Genomic DNA, 20,727 nt, shown 5'->3' with positions numbered 1-20,727 from the left:
TGGTGAGTGTGACCCACCAGCCCACGATCGAAAGCTCGTGCCGCTTTAGACAGCCGTCACGTTGACGGCCTGCGGACCCTTCTGTCCTTGTTCGACGTCGAACTCGACGCGCTGATTCTCCTCGAGCGAGCGGTAACCGCCGCCGGAGATCGCGGAGTAGTGGACGAAAACGTCCTCTGCGCCGCCGTCGGGGGCGATGAAGCCGAAGCCCTTGTCGCCGTTGAACCACTTCACAGTTCCCTGTGCCATACTTTTTCAACTTCTCTCATGGGATGAAACGCCAGATTCGGCGTCCCGCCCTTACGGTAGCACGCGCCGAGCGGCCGAACAGTCACGAATTGGCGGCCTCGCCCCATTTCACGCTTTCCGTACGCGCGAGACCGACCACCAGACAAGCTGTTTCGTACATCCGATTGTTAGACGGATCGATCCCGGGCGGCATCCCCGCGGCTGCCCGCAGCACCATCGATCCGAGCGCCACCGACGTCATGCTCGGGACGACAAGCAATTTCACCGCCGCGTCGCGACCGACGATCGACATCAACCGTGGCCGGCGATGATGCCCACCGGGCAACGCCATGCGAGACCCGGCCGCGATGGTCTCAAGGTCCAGCTGCCCCTCCGTGGGTGACCAGTTGATCTGCATCGTCAGGACCTCGCCGAGTGCGCGATGCAAAGCCCCGATCAGGTCGGGCAGTTCAGCTGCGATAGCCGAGGAGTGGGGCCACCACGCCCCGTCGATCACGCCACCGCGGTCGGTCGCAAGACTGACGCGAACCGGCTTGGCCGCACGACGGGCACGCGGTATGCCGTTCACCGACGGGGCGAATCAGCAGAATGCCTCGGAAGAAGGTCAGAGAAAACAGGAGCCTCCACCGGTTCGTCGGATGACGACACCGGAGCATGTTCTTGCGCGACCTGACGATGAGAAAACAGTTCAGACGAATCCATGAGCACGTCCTCGAGTGTTGGGAGGGTCCCGCCTCTTGAGTGCGGAAGCTTCGATCGCTTCGCCGGCTGAGCAACCCTGACATCGACCATACACCCCACCGGTGGAGCCGATACGGCGTCATCGACATCACAGGTTCGTGGCGAATATCCAGCGCGCATTCGGGCATCACTGAACAGATCACGATTCCTGTTCACTATCTGACGGAGAGATCGATGTCGCGCTATCTGTTCGCCCTCGGTGGGTTCAGCTTCCGCCGTCGCCGCCTGGTGCTGGGCACGTGGCTGGCAATCCTCATCGGTGTGGCGCTCGCCTTCGTCGGCTTCCGGGGAGAGCCGTCGGACAACTTCACGATCCCGGGAACCGAATCGCAGCGGGCCGTCGAGCAGCTCCACGAGCGGCTTCCGGCCTTCGCCGGCGCACAGACCCAGATCACGTTCGCCGCGCCCGCGGGGCAGACCCTGACCGACCCGGCCGTCGCACCCACGATCGAGGAAGCCGTCGCCTCCCTGGCCCGGATGCCCGAGGTGGCAGCCGCTGCGGGGCCGGCCCAGACCCGCCAGATCGGACCCGACGGACAGGTCGGATTGGGGACCGTCCAGTGGCGAGCTCCGATCGGCGAGGTGACCGACGCGTCGCTCGGTGATCTCGAGTCGGCGATGGCACCGGTCGAGAAGGCGGGCGTCCGAGTCGAGTACGCCGGCAGCGTGTTCCCCGGGTACAAAGTCGACGTTCCGCACCTGCCCGAGATCATCGGGATCGCGGCGGCGTTCCTGATCCTCCTCGTCACGTTCGGCGCAGTGATCGCGGCCGGACTCCCCATCCTCACGGCGAGCATCGGCGTCGGCATCGGCGCGCTCGGCATCTTCGTGGTCGCCGCGTTCGTCGACATGCCCTCGGCATCGCTGTCGCTGGCGTTGATGCTGGGTCTCTCGTGCGGTATCGACTACGCGCTATTCATCCTCAATCGTTACCGCACCAACCTGCTGTTGCTGATGCCGCGCCAGGAAGCCGCCGCCCTCGCGGTGGGTACCGCCGGCGGATCGGTGGTGTTCGCCGCCCTGACGGTCATCATCGCGCTGTGCGGCCTGGCCATCGTCGGCATTCCGTTCCTGACCTATATGGGCCTCGCAGCAGCGGTATCGGTGCTCCTCGCGATGCTGATCGCGTTGACGCTGTTGCCGGCGCTGTTCGGCTTCGCGGGCGGGAAGGTCGCGTCGTTCATCGAACCCCCTCTCCAACCCGGCCGGCCCAGGCAGGTGGCGCAGGTCGCGGCCTACACCCCGCACCGCACGCTCGGAGCCCGCTGGGCAGGATTCGTGGTGCGATTCCGTAAGCCGCTGCTGGCGGGCGGGGCGGCGGCGCTCGTCGTGATCGGCATTCCGGCCCTCGGCCTGCAACTCGGCCTGCCCAGTGGCGCGTCGCAGCCGGAATCCAACACATCGAGGCAGGCGTACGACCTGACCGCTGAACACCTGGGTGAGGGCTTCAACGGACCGCTCCTGGTGGTGGCCGATCTGACCCGGGCGACCGATCCACGCGCAGTGGCCACGCTGGCGAAGAACATCGGCGAAGAGGATGGGGTGGCCGTGGCGGCGCCCGCCGGCGGCGACGGCCGCACCGCGATCATCCAGGTCATCCCCACGACCGGTCCGAACGACCCCGCCACCGCGGACCTGGTCACGAGGATCCGCGCCGACCGCGACGCCATCGAGGCCGACACCGGGGCGACCTTCCTGGTGGGCGGGACCACGGCGTCCAACATCGACACCTCCGAGAAGCTGGCGGCCGCGTTGCCGATCTTCTTGATCGTGGTCGTCGGGTTGGCCTTCATCTTGCTGACCATCGCGTTCCGCGCCGCGCTGGTGCCCCTGACCTCGATCGTGGGGTTCCTCCTGTCCGTGTTCGCGGCTCTGGGCGTTCAGGTCGCCGTCTTCCAATGGGGTTGGGGTGCATCGCTTCTCGGTATCACGCCCGGAGAGACGATCAGCTTCCTGCCGATCATCGTGCTGGCGATCATCTTCGGCCTGTCCAGCGACTACGAGGTGTTCGTGGTGTCGAGGATCAAGGAGGAAGTCGGCCACGGCGCTGACGCACTGACCGCTGTGCGGCACGGCGTGGGATTGTCGGCGCGGGTGGTGACGGCCGCTGCGCTGATCATGTTCGGCGTGTTCATCGCGTTCGTGGCCGGTAGCGATCCGATCATCAAGTCGGTCGGCCTGACCCTGGCCGTCGGCGTGTTCCTCGACGCGTTCGTCGTCCGGCTCACGCTCATCCCTGCGGTCATGGCCATGCTCGGCGACCGTATGTGGAAGCACTCGACGTGGTTCGACAGGTACGTGCCGGACCTCGACATCGAGGGCACGTCCTTGGCGGCCAGACATTTCCCGCCGGTGCCGGTGTCCTGACGCGGCGAAGCCCCGACCTGTCAGGTCGGGGCTTCGGTCGGGTTCGTCATGCGTCGGCGCGTGCCGCCTTCCGTTCCTCACGCTGGGCGGCCCTGGTGGCCTTGGCCGCCGTGCGTGCGTCTCGTTTGGCGGCTTTGACCTCCGCGCGGTGCGACGCGCGCGCCTCGCGGCGGGTGGCAGCGTCTGACTTCGGCGTGGGTTCTGCCTGCGGTGTAGGGGTGTCCACGACGGGAGCGTCGAGCGCGGTCAGCTTGGCCGGCGTTGCCCCGACCTTGTCGTTGCGGCTGTAGCCCGCGTCGATCTTCGCCTTCAGCGCGGCCTCCTGCGACTTCAGCTTCGGATTCAGTTGCACCAGAGGCAAAGTGGCGGTGGGCACCAGATAGTGGGTGGTGGTACCGCCCTTTGCGTTGGTCTCGACGGTGATGTTCTTCGCCGGGACCGCTCCGAGTCCGCCGTACATCACCGGCACGTGGACGACGATGGCGCCGGCCATCGCATTGGCCACCGCCAGCGCGTTCCAGGGCCGATCGGGGAAATCGGCGAAGCCGTCGTATTCGCCGGTGATGACGACCACGTCGTAGGGCGTCACCGGCGCGGGTTGATAGGTGTAGTTCAGCTTGGCGCTGTACTTGGTGGAGTTCTTGATCAGCTCCTGCCGACTGGAGTCCTCGACCACGATGAACTCGATGTCGTCGGGATCGGGCAGTTGACCGCTGCTGACCATGTTCCGCATGACTTCGTTGACCACCAGCGAACCCGCCGACAGCCCGACGATGGTGACTTTCTCGCCGTTGATCACGTTGCCGTTGGCGTCGCGGGACAACTGTTTGAGCGCGGTGTTCATCGCGGCGGTCAGGTTGGTCACGCCGATGTCGATGGAGTCGCCGAGGTTCTTGTCTTTCTTGCCGGTGATCGGCCCCGCCTGTGCGGGCCACGTGACGTTCACGCGCGTCTCGTTCTTGAACTGTCCTCCCAGCAGCGGGGCCATCAGGGAGTCTCCCATGGTGCCGGCCCCGATGCCGCCGATGATCAGCGCCGAGCTACTGGCCGAGGCCGGCATGGCGCCGGCGAGCGCCAGCGAGGCTGAGGCAAACGCGATCCCGCACGTGACGGCGGCTTTGCAGAAGGTGGTGTTCATGAGTGTCCCCGGATCTGTCTCGTCGTGTCGAAACGCCATTCCATCGGCGCCACACGAGCGTATGGCCGGGAAATGCAGGAGCCATCAGCAAATCCGAAGTGTTCCCATTATCGGAATTTCAGCAATCGTGATCTTGAACTAGCAGGCCGTGCTTGTCCAGCTGACAACGGCCGAAAACCCATCAACGTGTTAAGCGCCAGCTAACCAAAATGGCATACAAAATTCGGAGCCAGCGCATTTGTCACTTTGCGCGATGACCAAAGTCACATTCTGGTACGCCCGCGTCAGATCTGGATGATCAGAACGATCGCGACGACCGCGAAGATCGCGATGAAGAGCGCGACCGCAGCAATGCCGATGGCGGCGCGCGGATTCAGATTCCTGCCCGCCGTCGGATCGGGATTCTTGGTCGCTGACGTCTGCGCGGCCTGGGGCGAGATCTCCCCCGGGGGGACACCCCCAGCGCGCTCCTCGCTGGGGGTGTCCATGGGGTCGGGATCGGGCGGCAGCGCGGTCACGGCACGTTGCCCTGCCGCTGCCGTTCACTGTCGCTCAGATCCCCCAACCGGTCGGCCCGGGCTCGCGCTCCCGTGGCCGCACGTCGTTTCGCGGCGGCGTCGTCCATTTCTTCGTCGGCGACATCGGTGACCGCCTTCTCGGCGGCCTCGCTACGGTTCTGAGCGCTGCGCTTGGCTTTCTCGGCCGCAGCAACGCTCTGATCCGCCGACTGCTCGATCTTCCGCTTCGCCTCCGCCGTCTTTTCGGCGGCCGAACGAGTGGCCTGCGCTGTCTTCTGCTCAGCGCGTTCCTGCGCAGAAGCGACCCGCTCTTCGGCCTCTGCCTGCGCCTGTTGGGGTGCGGACGCAGCCTTTTCACGCTTGCGAGCCAACTGATCCTGCGCGTGTTCCTTCTTCTCCGCTGCCAGGTCGTCGAGGCGCATCGCGTCGCTCAGCGCCGCGGCCCGCTGAATACGGGAGATTCCGCTCTCCTCGAGAGCAGCATCCTTGAGTGCATTGCCGGCCGCGGCATCGAGTGCACCCAACGCACGCTCGTACATCAGCCGACCCGGCGCCTCCTGGTCGATGCGGGGCATCAACCGATCCTCGACCAACTGCAATGGCGTTCGTGCAATGCGGTATTGGAGCCGCAGAATGGCGAACGGTACGTCAGTGAGTTTCATCGGAGCCTCCTAGGCATCGGGGTCGACGGACTCGGCTCGGCGGCGCAACCTGTCGGCCTCGGCTTCGGCCTGTGCCGCCGCGCCGACCTCGTCGCGATAGTCGTCCAGCGCCGAGTCGTATTCGGACTGGGCGGCCGCGACCTGCTGGTCTTCCTGTGCAGACGCACGCAGCGCCTCGCTGCGGACCTCGGCCTCGGACTGGGCCTGCGCCCGATCGACGTCGCGGCGGCCCGCCTCTTCGGCCGCGCTCTGCTGGGCGGCCTCCTGGGCACGTACCGACGTCTTCGCTTCAGCCGCACGCGCTTCGGCCGCCGACCGCTCCTGGGCGCCTTCGCGCTGTGCTGCCGTGGCGATGTCGCGTGCCTCGGCGGCTTCGACGTCGGCCTCGGCATCGATGCGGCTCGCCTCGCGCCGTTGCGTGGCCTCGGTCTGCTCGAGTTGGCCCTGCGCAGTCAACGAGTCGTTGCCTGTCACCGCGCCCGCTACTTCCTTGGCCTTGCCCTTGACGGACTCCACGAAGCTCTTGCGGGTCTGGGCGGCGTTGTCATCGGTCATGTGGCCTCCTTCGGGGAGGGGGCTACCCGTGCTGACCCGATCTACACCGACGGACTGACCGGAACACGCCTCACTTCGTCGCGCCGTTGACGGCCGGGCGATCGATCATCCCGCGCTCCACCCCCCACATGTTGGCGATGGCCCGGTATTCGCCACTGTCCATTAGCTGCTCGAGCGCCTGGCGCAACGCGTCGGCGAGGGCAGAGTTCTTCTTCACCGGCCACCCGTAGGGAGCGGAGTCGAACACGTCACCGGCAGGTACCAGGTCACCGCGGCTGAGCTTGATCGCGAATCCGGTGACGGGCGAGTCGGCCGACATGGCATCCACCTCGCCCTTGAGCAGCGCCGTGGTCACCTCGTCCTGACTTTTGAACACGATGATCTCCACCGGCGCCATACCCGCCGCCGTGCACTCGGTGCTCTTCCGGGGCAGTTCATCGGTCTCCTGCAGAGTCCCTTGCGCCACACCGACTTTCACACCACAGGCCGACGTCGGGCCCAATGAGGTACCCGGACGGCGTGCCCACTGGGTACCGGCACGCAAATAGGTGACGAAGTCGACCAGCTCCTCGCGGTCGGTGGTGTCGGTCACCGACGACGAACCGGTGTCGAACGTGCCGTCGACCACCCCCGGCAGGATCGAATCGAACGGAGTGTCACGGAAATCCGGCACCAGACCCAGGACTCGCGTGACCGCGGTCATGAGATCCACGTCGAACCCGGCGAGCTGCCCGTCGGCGTTCTTGAACTCCATCGGCGCGTACGGAACGTTGACGCCGATCACCAGCCGGCCCGTCTCCCGGATGTCGGCGGGGACCGCGGCTGCGATCGACGCCACGGCCCCGTCCGGCAGATCATCGGGTGTCGTGGACGTGTCCCGCCACGGCGCCCACATCCACAGTCCGGCCGCACCCGCGGCGAGCACGACCACCGCGGCCGCCGCCGAGAGCGCCTTGACCGGCACACGGCGTCGGGGTCGGGCCGCATGCCGAGAGCCGCGGCCGGCCCGGGGCACGGGAGCGGTCATCGCTCTGCGCGCGGCGGCCGCCAGTTCGCCTGCGCTCTGGTAGCGCTTGTCCGGCTTCTTGGCCATCCCCTTCGCGATGACGGCGTCGAACGCGGCGAGCCGAGGGTCGGTGTCCGAGGGGCGCGGCAGCGGCGAGACCATGTGCCCGGCGATCTGCTGTTCCAGGCTGTCGGCGGGATAGGGCCGTGACCCGGTCAGACACTCGTAGAGCACGCAGGTCAGGGCGTAGATGTCGGACCGCCGGTCGACCTCGCCGCCCTCGAAACGCTCGGGCGCCATGTACGCCAGCGTGCCCAAGGTGCTTCCCGCGGTGGTCAGACCGTGCTCTCCTGCCGTGCGCGCGAGCCCGAAGTCGATCAGGTACACGAAGTCACCGCTGGTGATGAGGATGTTCGACGGCTTGATGTCGCGGTGGATCAAACCCGTCGCGTGCGCGGCGTCGAGCGCCTCGGCGACCTGTTCGACGATGCTGACGGCGAATCCCACACCGAGCGGCTCGTCGGCCTCCTGCAGCATGGTGCCGAGGTTGCGACCCTCGATGAGCCGCATGTCCAGATACAGGCGGCCGTCGACCTCGCCGAACCCGTGTATCGGGACGACATGGGGATCGTTCAACCCGGCGGCGGCCTGCGACTCCCGCCGGAAACGTTGCTGGAACACCGCGTCGGCGGCCATGTGGTGGGGCAGGACCTTGAGCGCGACCACCCGATCGGTCTTCGTGTCGTATGCACGGTAGACCTCACCCATGCCGCCCTGACCGATGAGCTTTTCGAGTCGGTAGTGACCGAATGGTGTCGCATTCACCGGTGTTCTCCTCGGCTGCGGCCAAACGGTCCGTCGGAACGAGCTACATCAGGTTTGCCGGGGCAGTCCCGGCGCATGTCACGAGCGCACGACCGGTTGCCCAGTCCGGACACCGCGGTCAAAAAGTTTTACCACGGCAGCGCGACGTGCGCTTTTGATGGACGAAAAGCCGACGTCGGGTGTCACCGCGTAGGTCACCGCACCGTGAATCGATGCCGTTCCTGCATCAATCGAGTGGCAAACGGTCTTGGACAGGCATCGACGGTCCTCCTACCGTTGACCGTATGACAGCGACGATGTCTCCTACCACGGGTCTCACCGGTCAGATGATCATCGCCGGTGAGGCCGTCCGCGGGACGGGAACCGAGGTGCGTGCGCACGATCCCGCCGCCGGCCAACAGCTCGAACCGCCGTACTTCCACGGAGACGCCGGTCATGTCGATGCGGCCTGCGCCGCCGCGGCCACAGCGTTCGGCCCGTACCGCTCGACCAGCTCCGAGGACCGGGCCAGATTCCTGGAGGCCATCGCTGACAACCTCGAGGCCGTCCGCGACGCGCTGATCGCGCGCGCCGTCCTCGAATCCGGCCTCCCGCAGGCCCGCATCGCCGGTGAGGTCGGCCGCACCACCGGCCAGCTGAGGCTGTTCGCCGGTGTGCTGCGGGAGGGCAGCTGGAACGGCGCACGCATCGACCCCGCCCTGCCCGACCGAACCCCCCAGCCGCGCCCCGACCTCCGACAGCGGTCCATTCCGCTGGGCCCGGTGGCCGTGTTCAGCGCGTCGAACTTCCCCCTGGCGTTCTCGGTCGCCGGCGGCGACACCGCATCCGCTCTGGCCGCCGGCTGTCCCGTCGTCGTCAAGGGACACGACGCCCACCCCGGCACCTCCGAGCTGGTCGGCCGAGCGATCAGCGATGCCGTGGCCGCGGCAGGCCTGCCCGCGGGAACCTTCTCGCTGCTGTTCGGCTCGGGACCGGACCTCGGCATCGCGCTCGTCACCGATCCGCGGATCAAGGCCGTCGGGTTCACGGGGTCACGTTCCGGCGGCAAAGCGCTCGTCGCCGCCGCCGCCGCGCGCCCCGAACCGATCCCGGTGTACGCCGAGATGAGCTCGATCAACCCGGTCTTCCTGCTCGACGGGGCATTGGCCGGCCGCGGCGCTGATCTCGGCCGGGCATTCGTCGCATCACTGACGATGGGCTCAGGACAGTTCTGCACGAACCCCGGTCTGGTCATCGGTGTCGACGGCCCCGGCCTGCAGCGCTTCGTCGAGGCCGCCGGCGAAGCGCTCGCCGAGACCCCGGCGACACCGATGCTGACACCCGCGATCGCGCGAAGCTACGCCTCAGGCGTCGATTCAGTGGCGCAGGCCGCAGAACTGGTGGCTCGCGGCCGAGCACAGAGCAACGAAACATCCTGCCAAGCAGCACTTTTCACTACCGACGCGGCAACCTTCCTGGCGTCCGAAGCCCTGCAGGCCGAGGTGTTCGGGGCGTCGAGCGTGGTCGTACGCTGCGCCGATCTCGACGAGATGCACGCCGTGGCGGCCGGCATGGAGGGCCAGCTGACCGCCACCGTGCACGCCGACGACAGCGACCACCCGGCGGCGGCAGACCTGTTGCCGCTGCTCGAGCTCAAAGCGGGCCGCATCCTGTTCAACGGCTGGCCGACAGGCGTCGAGGTGTGCCACGCGATGGTCCACGGCGGTCCCTCGCCCGCGACGTCGGACTCGCGCAGCACATCCGTCGGCGCCCGGGCCATCGAGCGGTTCCTACGGCCCGTCTGCTACCAGGATGTGCCCACATCCCTGCTACCGCAGGCCATTTCCGACGGTAATCCAGAGCACCTGTGGCGGCGCGTCGACGGCCGGCTCACGCAGGACTGACATCCCACCACTCACGAGCTAGGAGCCCCACCCATGCGTCCGACTTCGCGCCCGGATTTCCGCGGCGTTCTGTTCTTCCCGGTCACGCCCTTCACCGCGTCAGGCAGCGTGGACCTCGATGCGCTGGCCACCCACATCGCACGCGGTGTGGACGCGGGGGCCGGCGGCGTCTTCGTCGCATGCGGTACCGGCGAATTCCATGCCTTGGACGACCTCGAGTTCGGCGACGTCGTCCGCACCGCCGTCGACGTGGTCGGCGGCCGCGTGCCGGTCTATGCCGGCGCGGGCGGGTCCGTGGCACAGGCCAAGCGGTTCGCCGTTGCCGCGGAGTCCGCCGGTGCCGACGGACTCTTGCTCCTACCGCCGTATCTGGTCGAGGTGCCACAGGCAGGTCTGGTGGACTACACCCGCGCAGTCGCTGAAGCGGCACAGTTGCCCGTGATCGTCTACAACCGCAACAACGCGCGGTTCACCGAGGAATCCGCCGTCGCCGTCGCACGTATCCCGAATGTCGTCGGATTCAAGGACGGCACCGGCAATTTCGACCAGGTCGCCCGCATCGTGCAGGCCGTCACCACGACGGTCGACCCTGACTTCCTGTTCTTCAACGGCCTGCCCACCGCCGAGACGACGCAGTTGGCGTTCCGGGCGATCGGTGTACCGCTGTACTCGTCGGCCACCTTCGCCTTCGCACCCGACCTGGCGCTGGCGTTCTACGACGCCCTGGAGTCCGGAAACGAAGAACTCACCAACGCCTTGCTCAACGCGTTCTTCATTCCGCTGGTGCGCCTGCGCGACACCGTGCCGGGCTACGCGGTGTCGTTGGTCAAGGCCGGTGTCACGATGGCCGGCGTCCCCGCAGGAGCTGTGCGCCCGCCGCTGGTGATGCCGACACAGGGCGACCTCGCCGAGCTGGCCTCGATCGTCGAAGCCGGTCGCTCCGTGGTGGCCGATGCCCTGACCCGGGCACGCTGATGCCGGCCATCCGGATCACCGGAGCCCGTGTCACCCCGGTCGCATTCGCCGACCCGCCCCTGCTCAACACGGTGGGCGTCCACCAGCCGTATGCGCTGCGGGCGATCATCCAATTGGACACCGACGCAGGCTTGGTCGGCCTGGGTGAGACCTACGCGGACACCCGCCACCTCGGCCGACTGCATGCCGCCGCCGACGCGATCAGCGGTCTGGATGTGTTCGCACTGAACGCGATTCGTGCCGCGATCGCCGATCGGCTCAGAGGTGACACCGCCGCGGTCGGTACGGCGGGAATGATCACCACCGCCAGCGCCGTCGATCAGGTGCTGTCACCGTTCGAGGTAGCGTGCCTCGACGTCCAGGGCCAGGCACTCGACCGCCCGGTGTGCGATCTGCTCGGCGGCGCCGTCCGTGCGGCTGTGCCGTTCAGCGCCTACCTGTTCTACAAGTGGGCGGGCCACCCCGGCACCGATCCCGACAGCTTCGGAGAGGCACTCGATCCGGACGGCCTCGTTGCCCAGGCCCACCGCATCATCGACGAATACGGCTTCACCGCAGTCAAACTCAAAGGCGGTGTCTTCCCACCGGAAGAGGAAATGGCGGCAATCGAGGCGCTGTCCCGAGAATTCCCGGGAATGCCGCTGCGGCTCGACCCCAATGCGGCATGGACGCCGCAGACCGCGGTCAAGGTGGCGTCCGGATTGGCCGGAATCCTGGAATACCTCGAAGATCCCACACCGGGCCTCGACGGCATGGCGGAGGTGGCCGCGCAGGCACCGATGCCCCTGGCGACCAACATGTGCGTCGTCGCCTTCGACCACCTCGCGCCCGCCGTCGCGAAGAAATCTGTCCGCGTTGTCCTCTCCGATCATCACTACTGGGGCGGACTGCAGCGCTCACGGTTGCTCGCCGGGATCTGCGACACCTTCGGACTCGGCCTGTCGATGCACTCGAACTCCCATCTGGGCATCAGCCTCGCCGCGATGGTGCACCTCGCCGGCGCGACCCCCAATCTGACGTATGCGTGTGACACCCACTGGCCCTGGAAGACAGAAGACGTGGTGAAGCCGGGCGTGCTGACGTTCGTCGACGGCTCCGTGCCGGTCCCCCGCACACCCGGCTTGGGCGTGCAGATCGACGACGACGCGCTCGACAGCCTGCACGAGCAGTACCTGCGCTGCGGGATCCGCGACCGGGACGACACCGGTTACATGCGCACCGTGGAGCCGGGCTTCGAACTGCTGAGCCCGCGCTGGTAGAGACACTTCCGCAGTGCGCGCCCGAGCCCTACGGTGGGAGCATGGCAGCGATCGAGGCCGTCCACCCACCGGATGCCGTGCTCACGAGTCCTAGGCGCTGATGTTCTCGCTGGCACGGTTGCAGTGCTTCGTCGCGGTCGCCGAGGAGTTGCATTTCGGACGGGCGGCCGAACGGCTGCACATGACGCAGCCGCCGCTGTCCCGCCAGGTGCAGCAGCTCGAGAGCGAACTGGGCGTGCAACTCATCGACCGCACCACGCGAGCCGTCACGTTGACACCGGCGGGCGTGGCGTTCCTGCCTGACGCACGTCGCATCCTGCAGCTGGCCGAAGGCGCCGCGCAAACCGTGAAGCGTGTTCCCGCAGGCGATCTCGGCACCGTGGTGATCGGCTTCACGGCCGCGTCGGCGCACGCGGTGCTGCCGCGGCTGCTGGAGCGTGCGCGCGAACGGCTACCCGATGTGACGCTCGATCTGCGCGAAATGGTCACCGCCGCCCAGATCGAGGGGCTGGCGACCGGTGAGCTCGACCTGGGCATGGCCCGGCCGCCGCTGAAGCGGCCCGGTCTCGTGTCGCGGCCACTCCTGCACGAGCAGCTGATCGCGGCGCTTCCCGCCGGCCATCCCCTGGCCGATCTCCCCCGGCAGCTGACGCTGACCGACCTCGACGGGCAGGACGTCGTGATGTATTCACCCGTGCAGGCACGGTATTTCAACGAACTGCTCATCTCGACCTTCACCATCGCTGGGGCCAGTCCGAGGTATGTGCAGTACGTGACTCAGGTACACACGATGCTGGTGCTCGTGCGCTCGGGCATCGGGATCGCGCTCGTTCCGGCGTCGGCGGCCACGCTGCACCCCGAGGGCGTGGTTTTCCGAACGATCGGGGCGTTCCGCGAACGGCCCGTCGAGCTCGACGCGGTATGGCGGGGCGACTCGACGAATCCCGCTCTCCTGCGGGTACTTCGCGATGTGCTGCCGCAGCAGGAATGGACCACCGACGACCTCGTCGAGACCGTCACCTGACCGCGAACGTCAGACGGGGGTGACCAATTCACCTGTGCCGAGGAAGGTCGCCAAGTTTCGCAGCGTCAGTTCCTCCATGGCCGCGCGCGTCTGCACCGTTCCGCTGGCCACGTGCGGAAGCAACACCACGGTGTCCAACCCGTACAGCACCTCGGGCACCTTCGGCTCGTCAGCGAACACGTCCAGCCCTGCACCCGCCAGCCGTCGCTGGAGGAGGGCGGACACCAGTGCCTCCTCGTCGACGACGCTGCCGCGGGCGACGTTGATCAGATAGCCGTCGGGACCGAGCGCGTCGATGACCTCGCGGCTGACCAGGCCGCGGGTGCCCTCGCCGCCGGCCGCCGCGACCACCAGAACGTCGACCGCCCGCGCGAGATCCACAGGGGACGCCACGTACGCATAGGGCGAATCGGCGACCTGATGGCGGTTGTGGTAGCTAATCGAGCATCCAAATGCGTTGAGCCGATGCGCAATTGCTGTGCCGATGCGGCCCAGACCGATGATGCCGACCCGGCTGTTGCTCACCTGCCGGGTCAACGGATAGGACCCCCCGACCGGCCACCGGCCGGCGCGCACATACCGGTCGGACGCCGAGAACTGACGCAAGGTGTCGATCAGCAGGCCCACCGCGGTGTCGGCCACGCAGTCGGTCAGCACGTCGGGAGTGTTGCTCACGCCGATTCCGCGGGCGGCGGCCGCGCCCACATCGGTGGTGTCGTAGCCGACGCCGAAATTGATCACCGCGCCGAGGTGGGGCAGGGCAGCCATCAGCCCGGCGTCCACGCCGGTGCGGCCGGACGTCACAGCGGCGGTGAAATCGGCGCCGTGCTCGGCGAGGAAAGCCGCACGCTCGTCATCCGATTCCGGCAACACCCTCGCGCCGTACTCCCGGGCCAGCGTCTGCTCGAGCGACGGTTTGAGGGGACCGACCTGCAAGACCGCACCACTGCTACTCATACCGCCCACGCTACGGCGACCTGCGAATACCCGTCTACGTCCGAATTGGCATGGACTGATAGCGAAACGGCATCACAGGGTTCTCGCGAGCCGCTTTGACGTATCGGAGCCCCCGCTGCGTACGAAAACATGCACGTCAGGCCAGTTTCAGTACGTCCCGAACGAGTTCGATCGAAGGGCGAATATGGCGCCAAAGGGCCTCGTGAGTGGGGTTGACGCCCCTCGAAACCCGCTCTTACGGTGTGGTTGTCATCACAGCTCGCATCTACATACGTGGACGTCACAGCCCAGCCCGGGAGAATCCATGAAACCCACAGCCCTTGCCGCATTCGCTGCCGCGGCGCTCGCCCTGAGCGGTTGCTCGGTCGCCAACTCCGGCGGCGGTGGGTACGACCCCGGCACGCTGCGCATCGTGCTCCAGCAGGAGCCGCCGACCCTGGAGCCGTGCGAGAGCTCGCTCACCTCCACCGGCATCGTGGTCCGCTCCAACATCACCGAGCCTCTACTGGAGCGCGACGCCACCACCGGTGACCTGACCCCGCTGCTGGCCACGCGATGGACGCAGACCAGCCCGACCCAGTGGACCTTCCAGCTGCGCGACGACGTCACGTTCTCCGACGGGGCGCCCTTCACATCCGAGGACGCCGCCTTCTCGATCGACCGGGCGGTCAACTCCGATCTGCAATGCAACGTCGACGGCTACGTCTTCGGCGACGAGAAGCTCCGCCTGCAGACCCCCGATCCGACCACGGTCGTCGTCGGCACCAGCGAACCAGATCCGATTCTGCCGCTGCGTATCTCATTCGTCGAGATGGTGCCCAGGACCACCAGCACAGTCGAGAAGGTGCGCGAACCCATCGGCACCGGCCCCTACGCGATCGCGGCGTGGGACTACGGCCAGAAACTGACGCTCAAGCGCAATCCGACGTATTGGGGCGCCGCGCCGGCCTTCGCCACCGCCGAATATCGCTGGCGCAGTGAGGGAAGCGTGCGAGCCGCGATGATCATCAACGACGAGGCCGACATCGCCACCGGTCTCGGCCCCGAGGACGGCGCGGGTGATCTGGGTGTGCCGTTCCAGAACAACGAGACCACGGCCCTGCGCATGCAGGCCACCGAACCGCCGTTGAACGACATGCGGGTCCGTCAGGCCATCAACTACGCGGTCAACCGCACCGGAATCGTCAAGGCACTCTTCCGTGGTCTCGGACAGCCGGCCGCGCAGCTCATTCCTTCCGGTGTCGTCGGCTACAACGATCAGCTCCCCCTGTGGCCGCACGACACCGACAAGGCCAAGCAGCTGATCGCCGAGGCGAAGGCCGACGGTGTGCCTGTCGACACCCAGATCCGGTTGATCGGGCGCACCGCGCAGTTCCCGAACATCAGCGAGACCATCGAGGTTCTGCAGGCCGAGTTCACCGAGATCGGTCTGAACGTGAAGATCGAGATGATGGACACGGCCAATCAGTTGGAATACCAGCTGCGGCCGTTCCCCCCGAACACCGGGCCGTACCTGCTGATGATCATGCACGGCAACCAAGCCGGTGATGCCGCGTTCACCATGGACCAGTACATGCTCTCCGATGGTCCGCAGAGCGCCTACGGCACAACCGAATTCGATGCCAAGATCCGCGCCGCGGAGCTGTTGACCGGGCAGGCCCGCCAGGACGCTTTCGCCAAGCTGTTCGCCGAGGAACCCCAAGAGATCATGCAAATGGCCTACATCGCCCACATGAAGGGGATCCTCGGCAAGTCGCCGCGTGTCGACTACACCCCCGATCCGGCCACCGGCGACGAGATGCGGCTCGCCGCGATGACCCCTGCCGGTGACGACCGCACCGACCAGTCCTGAGAAGCAGGAAGGCTCAGCCCATGTTTCCCTTCGTTCGACGCAGGATGTACTCCAGCGCTCTGCCGTTGATCATCGTGCTGCTCGGCGTGTTCCTGCTCGCCCGGCTCACCGGTGATCCCACCAACCTGTACCTGCCCGAGTCCGCCACCGCCGAGCAGCGCGCCCAGTTCGCTGCCGCCAACGGCTTCAACGATCCGCTGATCACCCAGTTGCTCGACTACTTCAAAGGTGTCATCCATCTCGACTTCGGCACCTCGCTACGGACCGGCGAATCGGCCGCAGACATGGCTCTGCGGGCGTTCCCCGCCACGCTCCAGCTGGCGATCACCACGATGCTGCTGGCGATCATCGGCGCTGTGATCGTCGGCTGCTGGGCCGCGTACCGGCCCAATTCACTGGCCGATCGCTTCTCCAGCCTGCTGTCCATGACGGCGGCCTCGATTCCCGACTTCTGGTTCGCCATCACCGGCGTGTGGCTGTTCGCCGTGCTGCTCGGCTGGCTGCCCACCTCCGGGGTCGACGACGGCATGCTGAGCTGGATTCTGCCGATCGCCACGCTGATGATCCGACCGCTCGGCGTCCTCACTCAAGTGGTCCGCGGTGCGATGGTCTCAGCGCTGTCGGCGCCGTATGTGCGACTGGCCCGCAGCAAGGGCGCCAGCGACTTCCGCGTCGTCAGCCACCACGCACTGCGCAACGCCGCCGCGCCCGCGCTCACCGTCGCCGGCGACCTCGCCGTCGGCCTCATCAACGGGGCGGTGGTGGTCGAGGCGATCTTCGGCTGGCCCGGCATCGGCAAACTGATGATCGACGCCATCCTGCAGCGGGACTTCGCGGTGTTGCAGGCCGCGGTCCTGCTCACCGCGGTCAGCATCTTCTTGCTCAACATCCTCATCGACGCCTGCTACGCGCTGCTCGACGCCCGCGTGCGGGAACCGGCTCGGATCTAAGACGGACAAGGGACACCATCATGACGCAGATCGATCAGATCCCGGTCAAGCCGACCACAGCGATCGTCGGCGAGGACGACACCGAGACCTCCCGCCGACGCGGCGGTTCCCTGTGGTTCCGGCTGCTGGCCAACGACCGCGTCGCGTTCGCGGCCGCATGCGTGCTGGGCCTGGTGTTCCTGACCGCACTGCTCGGTCCGGTCCTCGTCGGCGACCTGGCCACCCGCATCGACCTGGACAATTCCAACCAGGCACCGTTCACACTCAGCCACGGGTGGGCGAACGTCTTGGGCACTGATCCCCTGGGTCGCAGCATGCTGGCCCGGCTCATCGTCGCCTGCCGCACCACACTGTCGGTTGCCGTGCCGGCAGTGGTGATCTCCGCGGTCGTCGGCTCCGCGATCGGCATGTGGGCGGGCTTCCATCGGGGCTGGCGCGAAACGCTGGCGATGCGCATCGCCGACGTGATCATGAGCTTCCCCTCGCTGCTGCTCGCCGTCGTCGTGCTCTACGTCTTCTCCCCCAGTGCCGCCAACATCGTTGCGGTGCTGGCCATCACCCGCATACCCGTGTACCTGCGCACCGCCCGAGCCGAGTCGGCCGAACTCCAGAGCCGGGTCTTCGTCGACGCAGCACGCACCTTCGGGGCCAGCGCGAACTCCATCATCGGCCGGCATGTGCTGCCGGTCGTGCTGCCCACGCTGCTCACCGTCGCCACGCTCGACTTCTGCTATGTCATGCTCGCCGAGAGCTCGCTGAGCTTTCTGGGCATCGGCATCCAACCGCCGGATGTCAGCTGGGGGCTGATGGTCTCCCAGGGCCGGACGTATCTCCACAGCGCCTGGTGGTTGTCCTTCTTCCCCGGCCTGGCCATCGTGATCACCACCGTGTCGGCGACGATCCTGGCCGCGTGGGCGCGCATCGCCACCGACCCCGGCCAGCGGTGGCGTCTCACCGTCCCACAGAAGCGGCTGACCGCATTCACCAAGACCGGAAAGGCTCTGCGATGACTGCACTCGCCGATCGCGATCTCCACGTGGACACTGCGCCCGTGCTCGAGGTCGACCGACTGTCCGTCGAGGTCCGCACGATCTCAGGAACACTGCGCGCCGTCAACGAGGTGTCCTTCGGCGCTCGACGCGGCGAAACCCTGGCGCTGCTCGGTGAATCGGGCTGCGGCAAGTCGATGACCGCCACAGCGCTGGTGGGGCTCCTCGAACCGGTCGCCGACATCGTCGGTGGCAGCGCACGGCTCGCGCACCAGGATGGGACTGTCGATCTGCTCACCGTGGACCGCAAGAAGCGTCGCGCGATGGCGGGCACGGAACTGGCGATCGTCTTCCAGGATGCGCTGACCGCATTGAATCCGCTGTACACCGTCGGAACCCAACTGGCCGAACCTTTTCGGATCCACCACGGCCTCTCCACGAAGGAGGCCAAGGTCAAGGCCGTGGAGTTGATGACCCGGGTCGGCATCCCGCAGCCCGAGACGAGGGTGGATTCGTATCCGCACCAGTTCTCCGGCGGGATGCGTCAGCGACTGCTGATCGCGATGGCCGTCGCGCTGAATCCCAGCGTGTTGATCGCCGACGAGCCCACGACGGCACTCGACGTCACCGTGCAGGCACAGATCATGGCACTGCTGCGGGACCTGCGCACCGAATACAACATGGCCGTCGTGCTCATCACCCATGACCTCGCGCTGGTGGCCGAGGAGGCCGACCGCGTCGCGGTGATGTACGCCGGCAACATCGTCGAGACCGGCACTGTCGCCGAGGTTTTCACCGATCCCCGGCATCCATACACCAAGGGGTTGCTGAATTCGGTGCCGGTGAACGCTCGCCGGGGCGACAGCCTCAAGTCCATCGGCGGTTCACCCCCCGACCTGCATGCCGTTCCCGAGGGATGCGTCTACCACGCCCGCTGTCCGCTGGCTCGCGAGATCTGTACGACGACACGACCGGTTCTGTCGGGCACCGGTCGCATGACAGCCTGCCACTTCCCGGAAGAGGTCACCCATGTCTGATCACACGACGGCCGGCAACGGCCCCCTGCTCGAAGTCCACGACATCCGCAAATACTTCCGGGTACCGCACGCCGGCAAGAAAGCCCTTCGCGCTCTCGACGGGGTCACTTTGAACCTCGATCGCGGCCAGACATTGGGCCTCGTCGGGGAATCCGGTTGCGGCAAATCCACTTTGGCGCGAACGTTGATGATGCTCGAGCGGCCCGACGAGGGCAGCGTTCGGTTCGACGGCGTCGACCCGTTCAACCTCAAGGGCTCCGAACTCCTGGCCTTTCGCCGACGGGTCCAGATGGTGTTCCAGGACCCCTACGCCTCACTGAACGCACGGATGTCGGCAGCCGAGATCATCGCCGAACCATGGCGCAGCCACAAGGGGGTGGTGAAGAACCGCCAGGATCGCGACATGAGGGTGCGCGGTCTGCTCGATCTGGTCGGCCTCGGCGCCAAGTCCGCGGCCAAGTACCCGCAGGAATTCTCCGGCGGACAGAGGCAACGCATCGGTATCGCTCGCGCCCTGGCATTGAATCCCGACGTGATCATCTGCGACGAACCGGTGTCGGCTCTCGACCTGTCGGTACAGGCGCAGGTGCTCAACCTGCTCAACGATCTGCAGGATCAACTCGGGATCAGCTACATCTTCATCTCTCACGACCTGTCGGTGGTGCGGCACGTCGCCGACCGTGTGGCCGTGATGTATCTGGGCCGGATCATCGAGAACGGGCCCACCGAGGCGGTGTACCAGCGGTCGAACCACCCCTACACCGCCGCGCTGATGTCGGCCGCACCCTCACTGGACAGTTCCCGCCGCGCGGAGCGGATCCTGCTGAAGGGCGAAGTGCCGTCACCGATCGATCCGCCGTCGGGGTGCCGATTCCGGACCCGGTGCTGGAAGGCGACAGACGTGTGCGCGACGACGCCACCGCCCGCGGCCGTAGACCCTGCCGCACCCGACCATGCCGCGGAGTGCCACCATCCGCTGCTGCTCGAAGGGAGTGGCCGTGAGACCGTGCCGGCATGAGCGTCGGTGGGTATTGCGTTCTGGCCGTGGCGATTTTCCTGGCCTCCGCTCTGCAGGCGTCCATCGGGTTCGGCATGGGCATGTTCGCGGCGCCGATCGTCGCCCTGGTCGATCCGGCGCTGATCCCCGGCACGCTGATCATGGTGGCGACCCTGGTGACGCTGATCGTCGTGATCCGCGAGCGGCAATCGATCGATCTGTCGGGTACCGGCTGGGCGCTCGCCGGGCGAGTGCCGGGCACGCTCGCCGGCGCCCTGCTTCTCGCGGCGCTGCCGCATCGCGCGCTGTCGTTGATGCTGGCCGCCGTGGTACTCGGTGGCGTGGTACTGACGAGCAGCGGCTGGATTCCGGCAGCACGCCGGCGCAACGTGGTGATCGCGGGAGCCACATCCGGGCTGCTGGGAACTGCGACCTCCATCGGCGGTCCGCCGATGGCGCTGGTGTGGCAACGCAATTCCGGGCCCCGGTTGCGGGGAACCATGGGCGGGTTCTTCCTGGTGGGTTCGGTGATCTCCCTGATCGTGCTCTCGGTCACTGGCGCCGTGGACGCGCGCACCTGGTGGGGCTTCACCGTGCTGATACCGGCGGCCGTGGCCGGTTATCTGCTCTCCACGGTGATGAACCGGCATCTCAATCCGGCCCGGTTACGTCGGGTGGCGATCATCGTCTCCGCCCTGGGTGCAGCGCTGCTGATCGGCCGCGAACTGCTGGCAATTTGAGGG

19 protein-coding genes are annotated in these 20,727 nt (G+C 67.0%); 11 read left to right on the top strand and 8 right to left on the bottom strand.

Features of this window, described 5'->3' with window-relative positions:
• Positions 1–45: 45 nt before the first annotated feature.
• Together MHN84_RS14815 and MHN84_RS14810 are read right to left on the bottom strand one after the other, a co-directional pair.
• Positions 46–249 (bottom strand): cold-shock protein, encoded by a 204-nt coding sequence (locus MHN84_RS14815; RefSeq protein WP_046366004.1) that lies wholly within the window; start codon positions 247–249, stop codon positions 46–48.
• Positions 250–331: 82 nt separating this feature from the next.
• The gene (locus MHN84_RS14810; RefSeq protein WP_241205289.1) at positions 332–817 is read right to left on the bottom strand and encodes a DUF5994 family protein; all 486 of its coding nucleotides are present in this window, start codon (positions 815–817) and stop codon (positions 332–334) included.
• 347 nt (positions 818–1,164) lie between these two features.
• Between MHN84_RS14810 and MHN84_RS14805 the strand changes: the two genes are divergently transcribed.
• Positions 1,165–3,357 (top strand): MMPL family transporter, encoded by a 2,193-nt coding sequence (locus MHN84_RS14805; protein WP_241205288.1) that lies wholly within the window; start codon positions 1,165–1,167, stop codon positions 3,355–3,357.
• Between the two features lie 46 nt (positions 3,358–3,403).
• Here the strand turns inward: MHN84_RS14805 and MHN84_RS14800 are convergent, their stop codons facing one another.
• The 5 genes from MHN84_RS14800 to MHN84_RS14780 form a co-directional block, all read right to left on the bottom strand.
• Entirely contained in the window at positions 3,404–4,495 is a 1,092-nt protein-coding gene (locus MHN84_RS14800) for a PE-PPE domain-containing protein (RefSeq protein ID WP_241205287.1), read from the bottom strand.
• Between the two features lie 284 nt (positions 4,496–4,779).
• Positions 4,780–5,013, bottom strand: a complete 234-nt coding sequence (locus MHN84_RS14795) for a DUF6480 family protein (RefSeq protein ID WP_241205286.1) — start codon at positions 5,011–5,013, stop codon at positions 4,780–4,782.
• A complete protein-coding gene (locus MHN84_RS14790; protein ID WP_241205285.1) occupies positions 5,010–5,675 on the bottom strand; it encodes an IF2 family translation initiation factor in 666 nt (221 codons plus the stop codon). The genes MHN84_RS14795 and MHN84_RS14790 overlap by 4 nt, the downstream gene beginning before the upstream one ends.
• A 9-nt stretch (positions 5,676–5,684) precedes the next feature.
• Positions 5,685–6,230: a CsbD family protein gene (locus MHN84_RS14785; protein ID WP_241205284.1), complete on the bottom strand. Its 546-nt coding sequence runs from the start codon at positions 6,228–6,230 to the stop codon at positions 5,685–5,687.
• A 70-nt stretch (positions 6,231–6,300) separates the two neighbouring features.
• The gene (locus tag MHN84_RS14780) at positions 6,301–8,061 is read right to left on the bottom strand and encodes a bifunctional serine/threonine-protein kinase/transporter substrate-binding domain-containing protein (protein ID WP_241205283.1); all 1,761 of its coding nucleotides are present in this window, start codon (positions 8,059–8,061) and stop codon (positions 6,301–6,303) included.
• 284 nt (positions 8,062–8,345) lie between these two features.
• On the opposite strand from MHN84_RS14780, the gene MHN84_RS14775 reads away from it, so the two are divergent.
• From MHN84_RS14775 to MHN84_RS14760, 4 genes are all read left to right on the top strand, one after another.
• Positions 8,346–9,944 (top strand): aldehyde dehydrogenase (NADP(+)), encoded by a 1,599-nt coding sequence (locus tag MHN84_RS14775; RefSeq protein ID WP_241205282.1) that lies wholly within the window; start codon positions 8,346–8,348, stop codon positions 9,942–9,944.
• A gap of 33 nt (positions 9,945–9,977) precedes the next feature.
• A complete protein-coding gene (locus MHN84_RS14770) occupies positions 9,978–10,919 on the top strand; it encodes a 5-dehydro-4-deoxyglucarate dehydratase (protein WP_241205281.1) in 942 nt (313 codons plus the stop codon).
• The gene (locus MHN84_RS14765; RefSeq protein ID WP_241205280.1) at positions 10,919–12,178 is read left to right on the top strand and encodes a glucarate dehydratase family protein; all 1,260 of its coding nucleotides are present in this window, start codon (positions 10,919–10,921) and stop codon (positions 12,176–12,178) included. The genes MHN84_RS14770 and MHN84_RS14765 overlap by 1 nt, the downstream gene beginning before the upstream one ends.
• A gap of 100 nt (positions 12,179–12,278) precedes the next feature.
• Positions 12,279–13,202: a LysR substrate-binding domain-containing protein gene (locus MHN84_RS14760; protein WP_241205279.1), complete on the top strand. Its 924-nt coding sequence runs from the start codon at positions 12,279–12,281 to the stop codon at positions 13,200–13,202.
• Positions 13,203–13,211: 9 nt separating this feature from the next.
• Here the strand turns inward: MHN84_RS14760 and MHN84_RS14755 are convergent, their stop codons facing one another.
• Positions 13,212–14,159: a 2-hydroxyacid dehydrogenase gene (locus tag MHN84_RS14755; protein WP_241205278.1), complete on the bottom strand. Its 948-nt coding sequence runs from the start codon at positions 14,157–14,159 to the stop codon at positions 13,212–13,214.
• Positions 14,160–14,463: 304 nt separating this feature from the next.
• On the opposite strand from MHN84_RS14755, the gene MHN84_RS14750 reads away from it, so the two are divergent.
• From MHN84_RS14750 to MHN84_RS14725, 6 genes are read left to right on the top strand one after another with little or no spacing between them, the layout of a single operon-like run.
• Positions 14,464–16,011, top strand: coding sequence for an ABC transporter substrate-binding protein (locus MHN84_RS14750; protein ID WP_241205277.1), 1,548 nt, complete (start codon positions 14,464–14,466; stop codon positions 16,009–16,011).
• A 20-nt stretch (positions 16,012–16,031) separates the two neighbouring features.
• Entirely contained in the window at positions 16,032–16,961 is a 930-nt protein-coding gene (locus tag MHN84_RS14745; protein WP_241205276.1) for an ABC transporter permease, read from the top strand.
• 20 nt (positions 16,962–16,981) lie between these two features.
• Entirely contained in the window at positions 16,982–17,971 is a 990-nt protein-coding gene (locus MHN84_RS14740) for an ABC transporter permease (protein WP_255730433.1), read from the top strand.
• Positions 17,968–18,987, top strand: a complete 1,020-nt coding sequence (locus MHN84_RS14735) for an ABC transporter ATP-binding protein (RefSeq protein WP_241205275.1) — start codon at positions 17,968–17,970, stop codon at positions 18,985–18,987. Before MHN84_RS14740 ends, MHN84_RS14735 begins: the two co-directional genes overlap by 4 nt.
• Positions 18,980–20,005, top strand: a complete 1,026-nt coding sequence (locus tag MHN84_RS14730) for an ABC transporter ATP-binding protein (protein WP_241205274.1) — start codon at positions 18,980–18,982, stop codon at positions 20,003–20,005. The genes MHN84_RS14735 and MHN84_RS14730 overlap by 8 nt, the downstream gene beginning before the upstream one ends.
• Entirely contained in the window at positions 20,002–20,724 is a 723-nt protein-coding gene (locus MHN84_RS14725) for a sulfite exporter TauE/SafE family protein (RefSeq protein WP_241205273.1), read from the top strand. The genes MHN84_RS14730 and MHN84_RS14725 overlap by 4 nt, the downstream gene beginning before the upstream one ends.
• Positions 20,725–20,727: the final 3 nt, after the last annotated feature.

Origin of the sequence: Mycobacterium sp. PSTR-4-N (assembly GCF_022348085.1) — a bacterium.
GTDB lineage: Bacteria > Actinomycetota > Actinomycetes > Mycobacteriales > Mycobacteriaceae > Mycobacterium.
Note: the sequence above shows the minus strand (reverse complement) of the source record. Positions and strands in the feature narration are given on the sequence as shown.

Excerpts from the sequence above, each read along its gene's own strand:
- MHN84_RS14750 (WP_241205277.1), top strand. The coding sequence starts at position 14,464 with ATGAAACCCACAGCCCTTGCCGCATTCGCTGCCGCGGCGCTCGCCCTG.
- MHN84_RS14805 (WP_241205288.1), top strand. The coding sequence starts at position 1,165 with ATGTCGCGCTATCTGTTCGCCCTCGGTGGGTTCAGCTTCCGCCGTCGC.
- MHN84_RS14755 (WP_241205278.1), bottom strand. The coding sequence starts at position 14,159 with ATGAGTAGCAGTGGTGCGGTCTTGCAGGTCGGTCCCCTCAAACCGTCG.
- MHN84_RS14765 (WP_241205280.1), top strand. The coding sequence starts at position 10,919 with ATGCCGGCCATCCGGATCACCGGAGCCCGTGTCACCCCGGTCGCATTC.
- MHN84_RS14800 (WP_241205287.1), bottom strand. The coding sequence starts at position 4,495 with ATGAACACCACCTTCTGCAAAGCCGCCGTCACGTGCGGGATCGCGTTT.
- MHN84_RS14735 (WP_241205275.1), top strand. The coding sequence starts at position 17,968 with ATGACTGCACTCGCCGATCGCGATCTCCACGTGGACACTGCGCCCGTG.
- MHN84_RS14740 (WP_255730433.1), top strand. The coding sequence starts at position 16,982 with ATGACGCAGATCGATCAGATCCCGGTCAAGCCGACCACAGCGATCGTC.
- MHN84_RS14745 (WP_241205276.1), top strand. The coding sequence starts at position 16,032 with ATGTTTCCCTTCGTTCGACGCAGGATGTACTCCAGCGCTCTGCCGTTG.
- MHN84_RS14770 (WP_241205281.1), top strand. The coding sequence starts at position 9,978 with ATGCGTCCGACTTCGCGCCCGGATTTCCGCGGCGTTCTGTTCTTCCCG.
- MHN84_RS14815 (WP_046366004.1), bottom strand. The coding sequence starts at position 249 with ATGGCACAGGGAACTGTGAAGTGGTTCAACGGCGACAAGGGCTTCGGC.
- MHN84_RS14725 (WP_241205273.1), top strand. The coding sequence starts at position 20,002 with ATGAGCGTCGGTGGGTATTGCGTTCTGGCCGTGGCGATTTTCCTGGCC.
- MHN84_RS14775 (WP_241205282.1), top strand. The coding sequence starts at position 8,346 with ATGACAGCGACGATGTCTCCTACCACGGGTCTCACCGGTCAGATGATC.
- MHN84_RS14760 (WP_241205279.1), top strand. The coding sequence starts at position 12,279 with ATGTTCTCGCTGGCACGGTTGCAGTGCTTCGTCGCGGTCGCCGAGGAG.
- MHN84_RS14785 (WP_241205284.1), bottom strand. The coding sequence starts at position 6,230 with ATGACCGATGACAACGCCGCCCAGACCCGCAAGAGCTTCGTGGAGTCC.
- MHN84_RS14790 (WP_241205285.1), bottom strand. The coding sequence starts at position 5,675 with ATGAAACTCACTGACGTACCGTTCGCCATTCTGCGGCTCCAATACCGC.
- MHN84_RS14730 (WP_241205274.1), top strand. The coding sequence starts at position 18,980 with ATGTCTGATCACACGACGGCCGGCAACGGCCCCCTGCTCGAAGTCCAC.